Here is a 13,870-nt window from a genome sequence, read left to right on the forward strand (position 1 = left end):
GATCTAGTCTTCTTCCGGCGGCAGCACGATGCCGTCCGGATCCACCGCCAGGCGACCGGCCATGAGGACGGCCTGGGTGCGGTTGGTCACGCCCAGCTTGCGCAGGATGGCCGTGACATGGGCCTTGATGGTGGCCTCGGACACGCCCAGGTCATAGGCGATCTGCTTGTTGAGCCGGCCCACGCCCAGCATCTGCAAGACCCGGAACTGTTGCGGCGTGAGATCGCGTAGGCGATGGGCGATCTCGTGCTCGTCGCGGCTGATGGCCGGCGCGGACAAGGCGTCGGCCGGCGCCCAGCGCTCACCCTCCAGCACCGCACCGATGGCTTCGCCGATTACGTCGGAGTTCGCCGACTTGGGAATGAAGCCCAGCGCGCCGTGATCCAGCGCGCGCCGCATCACGGTGGGCTCTTCGCGCGCGGAGACGATCACCACTGGCAGCTGTGGATGCAGTGCGCGCAGATGCACCAGCGCGTTGAAGCCCTGCGCGCCGGGCATGTTCAGATCCATCAGCAGCAGGTCCGCGTCCGGATGAGCGTCGACCAGCGCGTACAGCGCATCCACGCCTTCGGCCTCATGCAATTTGACCCCGGGCAACACGCGCTGCACCGCCGCCCGTAGGGCTTCGCGGAACAGCGGGTGGTCATCGGCAATCAGCAGGGTGGGCATGCGCGGCTCACTTGACCTTGCGTTCGGAGACCAGCGAGTCGACCACGCTGGGGTCGGCCAGGGTGGACGTATCCCCCAGCTGATCCGGCGCGTTCTCGGCAATCTTGCGCAGGATGCGGCGCATGATCTTGCCTGAGCGCGTCTTCGGCAGGCCGGGAGCCCATTGCAGGTGATCCGGCGCGGCAATCGGGCCAATCTCCTTGCGTACCCACAGCACCAGTTCCTTCTGCAAGTCGTCGCTGGGTTCTTCGCCGGCCTTCAAGGTCACATAGGCGTAGATGCCCTGGCCCTTGATGTCATGCGGGAAACCGACCACCGCCGCTTCGGCCACCTTGGGATGCAGCACCAGCGCGCTTTCCACTTCGGCGGTGCCGATGCGGTGCCCGCTGACGTTGATCACGTCGTCCACCCGTCCGGTGATCCAGTAGTAGCCGTCCGCATCGCGACGGCAGCCGTCGCCGGTGAAATAAGTGCCGGGATAGGTGCGGAAGTAGGTGTCGATGAAGCGCTGATGGTCGCCGTAGACCGTGCGCATCTGGCCCGGCCAGGAATCCAGCAACACCAGGTTGCCTTCGGCCGCACCTTCCAGGCGCTCGCCATTGGCATCGACCAGCGCAGGCTGCACGCCGAAGAACGGTAGCGTGGCCGAACCCGGCTTGAGGTCGATCGCTCCGGCCAGCGGCGTAATCAGGATGCCGCCGGTCTCGGTCTGCCACCAGGTGTCGACGATCGGGCAACGCGCATCGCCCACCACGTCGTAGTACCAGCGCCAGGCTTCCGGGTTGATCGGCTCGCCAACGCTGCCCAGCAAACGCAGCGAGGCGCGCGAGGTCTTCTTCACCGGTGCTTCGCCTTCGCGCATCAGCGCGCGGATGGCGGTGGGCGCGGTGTAGAAGATGGTCACCTGGTGCTTGTCGATCACTTCCCAGAAGCGCGACACGCTGGGGTAGTTGGGCACGCCCTCGAACATCAGCGCGGTCGCGCCATTGGCCAGCGGGCCGTAGACGATGTAGCTGTGGCCGGTGACCCAGCCGACGTCGGCGGTGCACCAGTAGATGTCGTCCTCGCGCAGGTCGAACACCATTTCGTGGGTGTAGCTGGCATACAGCAGATAACCGCCGGTGGTGTGCAGCACGCCCTTGGGCTTGCCGGTGGAACCGGAGGTGTAAAGGATGAAGAGCGGATCTTCGGCATTCATCCGCTCCGGCTCGCATTCGGCCGGCTGGTCTTCCACCACCGCATCGAACCAGCGATCGCGCGGCATCTGCATGTCCACCGCACCGCCGGTATGGCGCACGACCAGCACGGTTTCCACGCTGTTGGTGCCGGGCAGCTTGAGCGCGGCGTCGACGTTGGCCTTGAGCGGGACCTTCTTGCCACCGCGCAGTCCTTCGTCGGCGGTGATGATCAGTTTGCTGCCGCAGTCGGAGACACGGTCGGCAATCGAATTGGGGGCGAAGCCGCCAAACACCACGGAGTGGATGGCGCCGATGCGCGCGCAGGCCAGCATGGCCACCGCGGCATCCGGAATCATCGGCAGGTAGATGGTGACGCGGTCGCCCTTGACCACGCCCAGGTTGCGCAGCGCATTGGCCAGCTTGCAGGTGCGCTCGTAGAGTTCGCGGTAGGTCACGCGATACGAAGGCTGGTCCGGGCTGTCCGGTTCAAACAGCAAGGCCGTCTTGTCAGCGCGCTCGGCGAGCTGGCGATCCAGGCAGTTGACGCTGGCGTTGAGCTCGCCGTCTTCGAACCAGTGGATGTGGAAATCGTCGAGGTCGTAGCTGACGTTCTTGATCTTGCTGGGCTTCTTCATCCACTGCAGGCGCTCGGCGGCCTGGCCCCAGAAGGCGTCGGGATCGGCGATGGATGCCTGGTAGTCGCGCAGATAGCTGTCGCGATTGATGCGCGCCTGGGCCGCGAACTCCGGCCTGACGGGGTAGATGTCACTCATGGGGGCCCTCCCGGGGACAGCAAGCAATAGAGGTGACGATTCTGACAACAAAGCCCACCACGCCGCGAGGGGATGCGGTGCGACAGAGCGGGCGATGTGCCGAGTTTGCCGCATCGGACCGTGCCGCATCGCAGCAAGCCGCTTAGACCTTGGTCGTAAATATGCAATTACGCATGTCCGCACGATTCAGCGCGAGGGCTGTTTTAAAGGGCTGCGGTGGCCTCGGCACGGCGCGCGCGGCGGGGTTCGACTAATGGCGAATAGGCGCGACCAACGCATCGCGGCAAGTCTGGCCGCCGACGTGCCGCTCGGGCATGGTCCATCGGGAGGGAGTTATGAGCACGAGTTTCGCAACGAGGGCGCGGCGGCCGCTGGCCGTGGCACTGCTCGTGGCGCTGGTGGCGCCTGGCATGGCCTGGGCGCAGACGGCGAAGGAAAAAGCGCTGGAGGCCCGCGTGGCCGAACTGGAGCGGCAGGTGCAGTTGCTGCTGTCGGCGCAGCAGACCCAGCAGGGCCAGATCACGCAGGCGCAAACCCAGATCACCGAGGTCAAGACCGCGCAGGCGGCCACCCCGGCCACCCCCGCCGTGCCGGCGGGCAAGCAACCCATCCAGTCCACCACCATCACCCCAGCCTCGAACAATGGCTCGGTGTTCTCGTATGGCGGCTTCATCAAGCTCGATGCGATGGTCACCGACACCAGCGACGGCCGCATCACCGATGGTTCCTCCGGCCGGCTGTTCTACGTGCCCAGCACCATTCCCGTCGGCGGACAGACCGCCGATGGCGGCGACCCGTACACCGATTTCCATGCACAGTTCTCGCGCTTCTGGCTGAGCGCCGACAACGTCACCGACGACGGCAACAAGTTCAAGGCCTACGTGGAGATGGATTTCTTCGGCGGCGGCAGCAACGCGCTGGCCGGCAATGAAATCGCCACCAACACCTATGCAGTCACGTTGCGCCAGGCTTATGTGAGCTGGAACAACTGGCTGGCCGGCCAGACCTGGTCCAACTTCCAGGACACGGCGGCCTTGCCGGATGCGGTGGACTTCGTCGGCGTCACCGACGGCACCACCTTCGTGCGCCAGGCGCAGGTGCGCTACACGTCGGGACCGTGGTCGTTCTCCGCGGAGAATCCGCAAACCACACTGCAATCCTATGCGCCCTTTGAAACTGCGGCAGGGCTGCGCGCCAGCACCGGCGACAACGTCATGCCGGACCTGACCGCGCGCTACAACATGAAGGGCGATTGGGGCCACTTCTCGGTCGCGGCGCTGCTGCGGCAGTTCAAGTCGCTGGACGAAACCGCCAGTGGCGGCGCGGTCAGCGTGTCGGGCAAGTTCAACCTGGGCACGAACGACGACCTGCGCTACATGGCCAATTACGGCAGCGGCATCGGCCGCTACATGGCCTTTGGCCTGGGCAGCGACGTGATGCAGGAGGCCAATGGCGATATCGAGGCGCTCGACGGCTACGGCGGTTTCGTGGCGTGGCGGCACGTCTTCAGTCCCAAGCTGCGCAGCAATGTGATGTACTCGGCCGCGCACTTCGACAACGACCCGTCGCTGATTGGCTGGGGCGTGACCGAGCGCTCGCAGTCCTACCACCTCAACCTGATCTATTCACCGTTCCCGAAGCTGGATATCGGTGCGGAACTGGGCTGGGGACAACGTTCGCTCGAGGATGACCGCGAAGGCGACATCAAGCGACTCCAAACCACCGTCAAATACACGTTCTGAGGGGAACAGGATGAATTCGACTACCACGCCACACACCGCCGCCGGGGAACTCGGCCGCGGCCACAAGAAGGTCATCTTCGCCTCGAGCCTGGGTACGGTGTTCGAGTGGTACGACTTCTATCTGTACGGGTCATTGGCGGCGATCATCGCCAAGCAGTTCTTCAGCGGCGTCAATGAAACCACCGGTTTCATCTTCGCCCTGTTGGCCTTCGCCGCCGGCTTTGCGGTGCGTCCGTTCGGTGCCGCCTTCTTCGGCAGCCTGGGCGATCGCATCGGTCGCAAGTACACCTTCCTGGTGACCATCGTGCTGATGGGCCTGTCGACCTTCATCGTCGGCATCCTGCCCAACTACGCCTCCATCGGCGTGGCCGCGCCGATCATCCTGATTGTCCTGCGCCTGTTGCAGGGCCTGGCACTGGGCGGCGAGTACGGCGGTGCGGCCACCTATGTGGCCGAGCATGCACCGCATGGCAAGCGCGGCCTGTACACCAGCTTCATCCAGACCACCGCCACGCTTGGCCTGTTCCTGTCGCTGCTGGTGATCCTGGGTTGCCGCCTGTCGCTGGGAACCGAGGCGTTCGAAGCCTGGGGCTGGCGTATTCCGTTCCTGGTGTCGATCGTGCTGCTGGGCGTGTCGGTGTGGATTCGCTTGCAACTGAGCGAGTCGCCGCTGTTCCAGCAAATGAAGGCGGAAGGCAAAGGCTCCAAGCAGCCGTTCCGCGACAGCCTGAAGGGCGGCAACCTCAAGTTGATGTTGCTGGTGTTGTTGGGCGCCACCGCCGGCCAGGCCGTGGTCTGGTACGGCGGGCAGTTCTACTCGCTGTTCTTCATGACCCAGGCGCTCAAGGTCGACGCCACCACCGCCAACTTGCTGATTGCCGGCGCCCTGGCATTGGCCACGCCGTTCTTCATCTTCTTTGGCTGGCTGTCCGATCGCATCGGTCGCAAGAAGATCATCCTGGCCGGTTGTCTGCTGGCCGCGTTGACCTATTTCCCGATCTTCAAGGGCCTGACCCACTACGCCAATCCCGGCATCGAAGAAGCTCGCACCAATTCGCCGGCCGTGGTGGTCGCCGATCCCGCGACCTGCAGCTTCCAGTTCGATCCGGCCAACGTGCGCAAGTTCACCAGCTCCTGCGATGTGGCCACCTCGGCGCTGACCAAGGCGGGCGTGCCTTACACGGTGCAGGCCGCGCCGGCCGGTTCGCTGGCGCATGTCGAAGTGGGCGGCAACAAGGTCGAATCCTACGAAGCCGCCGGGTTGTCCAAGGATGACGCCAAGGCCAAGGGCGCCGATCTGACCAAGGCGCTGAAGGGTGCACTGACCAGCGCCGGCTATCCGGAGAAGGCTGATCCGGATCGCATCAACATCCCGATGACCCTGTTCCTGCTCTGGGTGCTTGTGATCTACGTGACCATGGTCTACGGCCCGATCGCCGCCTACCTGGTGGAGCTGTTCCCCACCCGCATCCGCTACACCTCGATGTCGCTGCCGTACCACATCGGCAACGGCTGGTTCGGCGGCTTCCTGCCGGCCATCTCGTTCGCCCTGGTCGCCGGCACCGGCAACATGTACTACGGCCTGTGGTATCCGATTGGCGTGGCGGTGTTGACGCTGATCGTGGGCACGCTGTTCCTGCGCGAAACCAAGGATGTGGACATCACCGCCTAAGCCTGACCCTCCCCCCGGCCGGAGTTTCCGGCCACTGGACGCCGGCCTTGCGCCGGCGTTCTTTTGTTCTTGCAAAGGCAAATGCGCGATCTGGTTGCGCGCTAGCGCGTATCGATCGGCGGCCAGATCCGGGATGTGTGCAGCAAGGTGAGGACTCGCACGGTGTCTTGTGTGAGTTCGTAAACCAATCGATACGAGGAGTGCGGCAGGAACTCTCGTGTGCCGCGGACTTGGCCGGGCTTACCTATCTGAGGATGGGCGGCCAGTGTTGCTGCCGCCTCCTTGAAGCGCGCATCCAATCTCAGCGCAGCCCAAGGCGAATCTGCCGCGATGTGGTGCCAGATTGTGATGCGCTGCAACCTGGCTTCTGGTGTCCAGATGACTTTCAGAGACGACCTTTGGCCTCGACCTGGGCGCGCAACGCAGCGAACTCGGCTTCAATTTCCTCGTTGGGAATGCCTTTTCCCGCGCGCATTGACGCTCGACCAGCCTCCACTGCCTTGCGCACAAACTCGTCGTACTCACGCGCCTGTTGTTGTTGCTCGATGAAACCACGCATCAACTCACGCATCACCTGCGATGCCGGCCGGTGCGCGGCCTCGGCCGCGGCCATGAACTCGTCGCGCAGTTCGGATTCCAGTTTCATCGTGAAGACCGCTTCTTTCGCCATGAGGGTGGCCCGGAAAAAGGTACTGAAGCAGTATACAAAACGTCAGTACCTGCTTTGTCCCCTCATAGGGGGTGTGCCGCTACAGGCAGGCTGCTGATGGCTGGCCTCGGCGCTGTCCAGCAGGCTCGGGTGCTATTGCGGCGGCGAAGCCAGCTCGCGCGCATCCAGATAACCATCACCGTTGCGATCCTGCTTGCGGAAGGTCGCCGCCAGGCGCTCGCGATGCTGCACGCGGGTCAGCGGCGCGCCCTTTCCGCCGGGCTGTTCCTGCGCCGACAGCACGCCGTCGCGATCGGCATCACGCGCGTCGAAGGCGTAGCTCATCCAGTCGAGGAATTCGATCTGGCTGACCCGGCCATCGCCGTCCACGTCCATGCGTTTGAGGTAGTCGGAGGTGGCATCGACCTGCGCCCGGGCGAGGCCGGGCAAGGCGAGCAGGAGCAGAATCAGGGCGGCGCGGATCATGCCGCCATTCTAGAGGCAGTCCCCGACAGCGCCGCCGCTGAGCCTGCGCTCACGGCGCGAGCGCGTAGCCCTTCAGCCGTTGCGAATATTCCTGCAGCGCGCGATTGCCACTGGCTTCGGCTTCGGCACACCAGGCCTGCAAGGCTTTCAGGCGCTCGGAGGCGTCATGACTGCGCGCCTCCAGCACCGCGGCCAGGCGGGCACGGTATTCCACCAACGTGCCGATGCGCGGCCGCTGCGAAACCCACTGGCGCAATTGCTCGCGCGCATCCGGCTTGAGCCAGCGGCCGTCATCCACCAGCCCGCGACGCAATTTGCGCGGCAGCAGGGCGCGCAACTTGGCGCCGGCCTGGGTGGCCTCGTCGCGCAGCGCCGGCTTGAGCACATTGCGCTGGTAATCGGTCATGGCCTGGAACCGATGCGAGAGCAGCGCCTTGAGCGTGTCCGCGTCCGGTACCGCGATGTTCGGTCGGATATCCAGACTGGGCGCCACCCGCAACACCGTGGCCAGGCGCAGCTTTTCCAGCACCTTGATGGCCATCCATCCGATGTCCAGTTCCCAGCGCCGCATCGAGAAGCGCGCCGAGCTGGGGAAGGCATGGTGGTTGTTGTGCAGCTCTTCGCCGCCGATCCACAGCGCCCAAGGGGTGAGATTGGTGGAGGTGTCGGCGGATTCGAAATTGCGGTAACCCCACCAATGGCCCAGTCCGTTGACCACGCCCGCCGCCCAGAACGGAATCCAGGCCATCTGGATCGCCCAGATCGCGATGCCGGGCAGACCGAACAGCGTGGCATGCACGAACAACAGCAGGGTCGGGCCGAGCGTGGCGTAGCGCGTGTACAGATGGCGTTCGATCCAGTCGTCCGGCGCACCCTTGCCGTACTGCTCGATGTCGGCGCGCTGCCAGCGTGCTTCGCGATACAGCTCCACGCCGCGCCAGAACACATTGCCGATGCCCTTGGTGCGCGGGCTGTGCGGATCGTCCTCGGTTTCCACCTTGGCGTGATGCTTGCGATGGATGGCCACCCATTCGCGGGTGATCATCGAGGTGGTCAGCCAGGTCCAGAAGCGGAAGAAATGACTGAGCAGCGGATGGAAGTCGACGCCGCGATGGGCCTGGCTGCGATGCAGGTACAAGGTCACCGAGAAGATCGTCAGCTGGGTGAACACCAGCAACAGCAGCAGCAGATCCCAGACGCCCAGGCCAAACAGGCCGCCGATCAGGAACTGCAGGAGGGGCTCAGACATGGCGGGCTCCGGGGGAAGCCATCCGCGTCACTGCGGACGGACTTGCATGATGCGTTCTCGCGCCGTGGATTTCATCCACTGCCGACGAATGGTGCGTGAAGGCCGAGCCTTGCCGAGGTCGAGGGCGCGGTCCACTATCTGCCATCGCGCTGCCGCACCCGACCGGGCGGCGGTGATCCCCTTCCGCCGCATAGTGTCTCTTGATGTCGCTCGCTCCCACCGCATCGCCTTCCGCCCCGCCCTTGTTCGAACTGGATCGCGCCACCGTCGTGCGCGGTGCCGCGCGCGTGCTGCGCGAGCTCAGCCTGAGCATTCCGCTGGGCCAGCACACGGTCATCCTGGGCCCCAACGGCTGCGGCAAGTCGACCTTCATCAAACTCATCAACCGCGAGCTGTATCCGCTGGCGCGCGAGGGCGATGCGCCGGTCAAGGTGTTCGGACTGCGGCGCTGGAACGTGGCCGAGCTGCGCACGCGGCTGGGCGTGGTCACCAGCGACCTGACCCGCGACCTGCAGGAGATGCCGCAGTTGCGGGTGGAGGAGGCGGTGATCACCGGCTTCTTCTCCAGCTTCGTCATCCCGCCGCATCGCGAGGTCGACGCGCAGATGCGTGCGCAGGCGCGACGGGCGCTGGCCGACGTCAATGCCACCGCGCTGGCGGATCGCCAAGTGGCCGAGCTGTCCACCGGCGAAATGCGGCGCGTGCTGATTGCACGGGCGCTGGTGCATGCGCCGGAAGCGCTGCTGCTGGACGAACCCACCGCCGGGCTGGATCTGATTGCACAGCGGCATTTCCTGGCGCTCCTGCGCAGCCTGGCGCAGCGCGGCATCACCCTGGTTCTGGTCACCCATCACCTGGAGGAAATCGTGCCGGAGTTTGAACGGGTGATCCTGCTCAGCGAAGGCAAGGTGGTCGCCGACGGGCCGCCCGCTTCCGTGCTGACTTCGGCGCAGTTGTCCGCTGCCTTTGGCGGACCGCTGCAGGTGCGCCGCGAAGGCGAGCGCTTCGTGCTGGACCATGAGTGAGCGGCGGCGCCGGACTTGATGTCCACCCCGGTCGCCGCCAAGTGAGAGGCCATGCCTGAGCTGCCCGAAGTCGAAACCACCCGCCGCGGCCTGGCCCCGCACCTGCAGGGCCGCCTGATCCAGGCGGTGACCCTGCGCCGACCGGATCTGCGCTGGCCGATTCCTGCGGAAGTCGCCCGCGATCTGCCCGGCCAGCGCATCACCGGCGTGCGCCGGCGTGCCAAATACCTGTTGATGGATGTGGAATCCGGCGACAGCGCGCTGCTGCACCTGGGCATGTCGGGCAGCCTGCGTGTGTTGCCCGCCGATACGGCGGTGCGCGCCCATGATCATGTCGACATCGCCTTGGCCGCGAAGGGTCGCGGCGCGGGCCAGGTGCTGCGGTTCAATGATCCCCGGCGCTTCGGCAGCCTGCTCTGGCAGCCGGCCGGGCAGACCCACGAACTGCTGCAGGGACTGGGTCCGGAGCCGCTGTCTGACGACTTCGACGGCGACTATCTGTTCGAACTCAGCCGTGGCCGCAAGGCGCCGGTCAAGACTTTCCTGATGGACCAGGCCGTCGTGGTCGGCGTGGGCAACATCTATGCCGCCGAGAGCCTCTATCGCGCCGGCATTTCGCCGCTGCGTGCGGCGGGGCGGGTGTCGCGTGAGCGCTACCTTGCGCTGGCCGACGCGGTGAAGGACATCCTGGGCCATGCCATTGCCCGTGGTGGCACCACCCTGCGCGATTTCATCAGTCCGGATGGCGCGCCAGGCTATTTCGAGCAGGAACTGTCTGCCTATGGCCGTGGCGGTGAGCCCTGCCCGCGCTGCGGCCGGCCGATGAAGCAGGCCAACATCGGCCAGCGTGCCACGGTCTGGTGCGGCCACTGCCAGAAGTAGGCCCCTCGGATGGCGATCAGCGGCCCTGTCTAATGTGATGACTCACAATTGCGGCTATATTCGCGCCTTGATTGGTGGGGAAACCGCATGGCCGATAATTCCGATATCACCATTTGGCTGGATTCGGCCCGCAACGGCGATCGCGCTGCGCTGGACCGGGTCCTGGCCACGCTCTACCAGGAACTGCACACCATGGCGCGCCGGCAACTGTCCGGCCAGCACGGCTATACGCTGGACGCCACCGCGCTGGTGCACGAGTCGTATCTGAAGCTGATTGGCTCCACCGGCACCGCCAAATTCGAAGACCGCGCGCATTTCTTCGCCTACGCCGCCTCGTCGATGCGCAGCGTGGTGGTGGATTACGCGCGCAGCCGCCTGGCCCGCAAGCGCGGCGGCGATCTGAAGCGCGTGGCCGACATTCCCGAAGAAGTGGAGGGCAACCTCAAGCTCGACGAGGATCTGCTGGCGCTGAACTCCGCCCTCGATCAACTGGCCGACGCCGACGAGCGCCTGGCCAAGGTGGTGGAGTTGAGATATTTCGCCGGCCTGTCGGAACTGGAAATCGCCGAACTGCTGCAGCGATCCGAGCGCAGCATCCGCCGTGACTGGCAGAAGGCGCGCCTGTTCCTGCTGTCGACGATGCAGGACAGCTGACGCCGCCCCGCAGCCATGGACGCTGAACGCTGGAAGCGGCTCTCGCCGCTGCTCGACGTCCTGCTGGAACTGGATGAGCCGGCGCGCGAACATCGCCTGGAGAGCCTGCGCGCGCAGGACCCCGAGCTGGCGGCCGAGTTGGAGCAGCTGCTGGCGTTGGAAGAAGAAGACAGCGGCTTCATGCAGGCGCCGTTGCTGGAGAAGCCGGCGCTGGGTCTGCAGCCCGGCACCCTGATTGGACCGTATCGCCTGGAGGAACTGCTGGGCGAAGGCGGCATGGGCATGGTCTGGCTGGCCATCCGCGCCGACGGCCTGTACCAGCGACGCGTGGCGCTCAAGCTGCTGCGCCCGGGCCTGGCCGATCCCAACCTGCGCCTGCGCTTCACCCGCGAGCGCGAAATCCTGGCGCGGCTGGAGCATCCCAACATCGCCCGCCTGCTCGATGCCGGCGTGGGCCAGGAAGGTGGTCAACCCTACCTGGCGCTGGAGTATGTGGAAGGCACGCCCATCACCGACTACTGCTGGGCCAACAAACTCAGCGTGGACGAGACGCTGGCTTTGTTCCTGCAGGTCTGCGAGGCGGTCAGTCATGCCCATGCCAACCTGATCGTCCATCGCGATCTCAAGCCATCCAACATCCTGGTCTCGGCCAACCGCGAAGCACGCCTGCTCGACTTCGGCATCGCCAAGCTGCTGGACGAGGCCGAACCGGTGCCGGTGCATCCCCGCACGGAAGTGCGCGCCTTCACCCTGCACTACGCCGCGCCCGAACAGATCCGCGGCGAGCCGGTCACCACCATGACCGACGTCTACTCGCTGGGCGTGGTGATCTACGAACTACTGGCCGGCACCAAGCCCTACCGCCTGCGCCGGCAAAGCGACGCCGAGTGGGAAGAAGCGATCCTGGCGGTGGATCCGCTCAAGCCTTCGGTCGCCGCGCAACGCACCACCGGGGGCGGACGTACGGATTGCCCCAACGCGCGCCGCAACGGGCGGCGGTTGGCCGGTGATCTGGACAACATCGTGCTCAAGGCGCTGGCCAAGGCGCCGGAGCAGCGCTATCCCTCGGTCGAAGCGCTGGCGCTGGATCTGCGCCGCCACCTGGAAGGCCGGCCGGTGCACGCGCGCCCACAGAGCCTGGGCTACCGCGCGCGCAAGTACATCTCGCGGCATCGCTGGGCGCTGACCGCCGGCATCGCCACCACCGCGATCCTGATTGCCGCCCTGGGCGCCAGCCTGTGGCAGAGCCAGCAAGCGGTGCGCGAAGCCGCGCGCGCACAGGCCATGCAGAACTTCGTCATCGGCTTGTTCGACAACGCCGGTGGCGCGCAGCAGGGCAATGCGTTCGACGCGCGCGAACTGCTGGTGGCCGGTGAGCGGCGCGGCGAGCGCGAACTCGCGCGGCAGCCGTTGGCGCATGCCGAGTTGCTGGGCGTGATTGCGCGCCTGCGCATCGGCCTGGGCGACTACCGCGAAGCGCTCAAGTTGCTGGAACGCCAGGACCAGTTGCTGGCCAGCGTGGGTTCCTCACCGCCCGACGGCCTGCGCCTGGAAGGCACGACCCAGCGTGGCCGCGTGCTGGCGCTGATGGGGCGACCGCGCGACTGCATCGACGCCATGCTGCCGCTGGAATCGCAGATTGGTCGACTGCAATTGCAGCTGCCGCTGCAGTCGGCGGATTTCCTTTCGCAGGATGGTCGTTGCCGGCGCGCCGTGGCGGATCGGCAGACGGCGCGGCAGATGTTCCAGCGCTCGCAGTTGATTCGCCGCGGTGTGCGCGATCAGATGGGTGTGGCCGAGTCGCTGGTGGATCAGGCCGGGCTGGAAAGCGACATGGGCAATGCCGATGGCGCCATCCGTGGACTCAACGCGGCGCTGGTGCACCTGCATCAGTATGGCGGTGAGCGGCATCCGCTCACCATCGATATCGAGCGCAGCATGGCCAGCCTGTATCGCACGCGCGGCGATTCGCAGACGGCCTTGCTGCACTACGAACGGGCGCTGGAACTGGCCAGCGAAATCCACGGCAACAACCATCCGGCCACCCTGGCGGTCCGCCGACAGATGGCGGCGGTGCAGGTGGACCTGGGCCACTTCCGCGAAGCGGCCGCGCAGATGAAGCAGTTGCACGGCATGACCATGGCGGCGCTGGGTCCTTATCATCGCGAAACGGGCTCGAGCTGGAATTCGATGGGCGTGATTGCCTGGGAATTGGGCGACGGCGAGACCGCCATCACCGATATCAGCCATGCAGTCTCGATCTGGCGCTACCCCGACAACCGCCAGCAACTGCCCGGTGGCCTGTACAACTATGGCATGGTGCTGCATGACGCCGGCCGCGATGATCAGGCGCTGGCTGCGCTGCTGGAAGCGCGCCGCCTGCGGGTGGAGTTGTTCGGCGCCAGCCATGCGCTGGTCGGCGATACCGACCGGCTGATTGGCGAAGTGCTGGCGGCGCGCGGCCACCAGCAGGAAGCCGACACCTACCTGCAACGCGCCGAGATCCTCACCCGCATCGGCTATGGCGCCGACCATCCGCGCGCCCTGTTCGCGCAGTTGTCGCTGGCCCGCCAACTGGGGCGCGAGGGCAATGTGGCGCAGGCGCTGCAACGACTGGATGCGTTGGCCGTGCGCAATGGCGAAGGCAGCGAGATACCCAAGCTGCGCTGGAACGCGCGCGCCTACGCCGCGCAGTTGCGTTGCCAGAACAACCAGCGCGATCGCGGCCAGCGCGAGCTGGACAACCTGGTGGCCGAACTGCGCCGCCTGCAACCCGACGGCGGCGTGATTCCGCGCGAGGTCGGTCGAATCCGCGCAGCGTGTATCTAGTAGCCAACGGCCGTGCGCTTCGCGGCCGTGGATGCCGGACCTTCGCCGGATTTTCGGGCGAC

12 protein-coding genes are annotated in these 13,870 nt (G+C 65.8%); 6 read left to right on the top strand and 6 right to left on the bottom strand.

The window, feature by feature from the left end:
* Positions 1-3: 3 nt before the first annotated feature.
* Positions 4-669, bottom strand: a complete 666-nt coding sequence (locus B5X78_RS08780; protein ID WP_079724023.1) for a response regulator transcription factor — start codon at positions 667-669, stop codon at positions 4-6.
* A gap of 7 nt (positions 670-676) precedes the next feature.
* Positions 677-2,620 (bottom strand): acetate--CoA ligase, encoded by a 1,944-nt coding sequence (gene acs, locus B5X78_RS08785; RefSeq protein WP_079724024.1) that lies wholly within the window; start codon positions 2,618-2,620, stop codon positions 677-679.
* 335 nt (positions 2,621-2,955) lie between these two features.
* Between acs and B5X78_RS08790 the strand changes: the two genes are divergently transcribed.
* Together B5X78_RS08790 and B5X78_RS08795 are read left to right on the top strand one after the other, a co-directional pair.
* Positions 2,956-4,362 carry a DcaP family trimeric outer membrane transporter gene (locus B5X78_RS08790; protein ID WP_079724025.1) on the top strand — a complete coding sequence of 469 codons (1,407 nt, stop codon included), beginning with the start codon at positions 2,956-2,958 and terminating at the stop codon, positions 4,360-4,362.
* 10 nt (positions 4,363-4,372) lie between these two features.
* Positions 4,373-6,034 carry an MFS transporter gene (locus B5X78_RS08795; protein WP_079724026.1) on the top strand — a complete coding sequence of 554 codons (1,662 nt, stop codon included), beginning with the start codon at positions 4,373-4,375 and terminating at the stop codon, positions 6,032-6,034.
* 101 nt (positions 6,035-6,135) lie between these two features.
* Here the strand turns inward: B5X78_RS08795 and B5X78_RS08800 are convergent, their stop codons facing one another.
* The 4 genes from B5X78_RS08800 to B5X78_RS08815 form a co-directional block, all read right to left on the bottom strand.
* Positions 6,136-6,423 carry a type II toxin-antitoxin system RelE/ParE family toxin gene (locus B5X78_RS08800; RefSeq protein ID WP_079724027.1) on the bottom strand — a complete coding sequence of 96 codons (288 nt, stop codon included), beginning with the start codon at positions 6,421-6,423 and terminating at the stop codon, positions 6,136-6,138.
* The gene (locus B5X78_RS08805) at positions 6,420-6,680 is read right to left on the bottom strand and encodes an antitoxin of toxin-antitoxin stability system (RefSeq protein ID WP_217698655.1); all 261 of its coding nucleotides are present in this window, start codon (positions 6,678-6,680) and stop codon (positions 6,420-6,422) included. Before B5X78_RS08805 ends, B5X78_RS08800 begins: the two co-directional genes overlap by 4 nt.
* Before the next feature lie 156 nt (positions 6,681-6,836).
* On the bottom strand, positions 6,837-7,169 hold the full coding sequence (locus B5X78_RS08810; RefSeq protein ID WP_079724029.1) for an EF-hand domain-containing protein: 333 nt from the start codon (positions 7,167-7,169) through the stop codon (positions 6,837-6,839).
* Between the two features lie 49 nt (positions 7,170-7,218).
* The gene (locus B5X78_RS08815; protein WP_079724030.1) at positions 7,219-8,418 is read right to left on the bottom strand and encodes a DesA family fatty acid desaturase; all 1,200 of its coding nucleotides are present in this window, start codon (positions 8,416-8,418) and stop codon (positions 7,219-7,221) included.
* A gap of 203 nt (positions 8,419-8,621) precedes the next feature.
* Here B5X78_RS08815 and B5X78_RS08820 point away from each other — a divergent pair, with 203 nt between their 5' ends.
* The 4 genes from B5X78_RS08820 to B5X78_RS18620 all read left to right on the top strand — a co-directional run bounded on the left by B5X78_RS08820 (position 8,622) and on the right by B5X78_RS18620 (position 13,808).
* A complete protein-coding gene (locus tag B5X78_RS08820) occupies positions 8,622-9,443 on the top strand; it encodes an ABC transporter ATP-binding protein (RefSeq protein ID WP_079724031.1) in 822 nt (273 codons plus the stop codon).
* Positions 9,444-9,494: 51 nt separating this feature from the next.
* Positions 9,495-10,325 (top strand): bifunctional DNA-formamidopyrimidine glycosylase/DNA-(apurinic or apyrimidinic site) lyase, encoded by an 831-nt coding sequence (gene mutM / locus B5X78_RS08825; RefSeq protein WP_079724032.1) that lies wholly within the window; start codon positions 9,495-9,497, stop codon positions 10,323-10,325.
* Positions 10,326-10,412: 87 nt separating this feature from the next.
* The gene (locus B5X78_RS08830; RefSeq protein ID WP_079724033.1) at positions 10,413-10,979 is read left to right on the top strand and encodes an ECF-type sigma factor; all 567 of its coding nucleotides are present in this window, start codon (positions 10,413-10,415) and stop codon (positions 10,977-10,979) included.
* Positions 10,980-10,994: 15 nt separating this feature from the next.
* Positions 10,995-13,808, top strand: a complete 2,814-nt coding sequence (locus B5X78_RS18620; RefSeq protein ID WP_079724034.1) for a serine/threonine-protein kinase — start codon at positions 10,995-10,997, stop codon at positions 13,806-13,808.
* Positions 13,809-13,870: the final 62 nt, after the last annotated feature.

Origin of the sequence: Pseudoxanthomonas indica, assembly GCF_900167565.1 — a bacterium.
Classification (GTDB): Bacteria; Pseudomonadota; Gammaproteobacteria; order Xanthomonadales; family Xanthomonadaceae; genus Pseudoxanthomonas_A; species Pseudoxanthomonas_A indica.

What these genes read in the sequence shown, in the direction of transcription:
- B5X78_RS08790 (WP_079724025.1), top strand. Translation starts at nt 2,956, where the DNA reads ATGAGCACGAGTTTCGCAACGAGGGCGCGGCGGCCGCTGGCCGTGGCA.
- B5X78_RS08830 (WP_079724033.1), top strand. Translation starts at nt 10,413, where the DNA reads ATGGCCGATAATTCCGATATCACCATTTGGCTGGATTCGGCCCGCAAC.
- B5X78_RS08780 (WP_079724023.1), bottom strand. Translation starts at nt 669, where the DNA reads ATGCCCACCCTGCTGATTGCCGATGACCACCCGCTGTTCCGCGAAGCC.
- B5X78_RS08810 (WP_079724029.1), bottom strand. Translation starts at nt 7,169, where the DNA reads ATGATCCGCGCCGCCCTGATTCTGCTCCTGCTCGCCTTGCCCGGCCTC.
- acs (WP_079724024.1), bottom strand. Translation starts at nt 2,620, where the DNA reads ATGAGTGACATCTACCCCGTCAGGCCGGAGTTCGCGGCCCAGGCGCGC.
- B5X78_RS08815 (WP_079724030.1), bottom strand. Translation starts at nt 8,418, where the DNA reads ATGTCTGAGCCCCTCCTGCAGTTCCTGATCGGCGGCCTGTTTGGCCTG.
- B5X78_RS08795 (WP_079724026.1), top strand. Translation starts at nt 4,373, where the DNA reads ATGAATTCGACTACCACGCCACACACCGCCGCCGGGGAACTCGGCCGC.
- B5X78_RS18620 (WP_079724034.1), top strand. Translation starts at nt 10,995, where the DNA reads ATGGACGCTGAACGCTGGAAGCGGCTCTCGCCGCTGCTCGACGTCCTG.
- B5X78_RS08820 (WP_079724031.1), top strand. Translation starts at nt 8,622, where the DNA reads ATGTCGCTCGCTCCCACCGCATCGCCTTCCGCCCCGCCCTTGTTCGAA.
- mutM (WP_079724032.1), top strand. Translation starts at nt 9,495, where the DNA reads ATGCCTGAGCTGCCCGAAGTCGAAACCACCCGCCGCGGCCTGGCCCCG.
- B5X78_RS08805 (WP_217698655.1), bottom strand. Translation starts at nt 6,680, where the DNA reads ATGAAACTGGAATCCGAACTGCGCGACGAGTTCATGGCCGCGGCCGAG.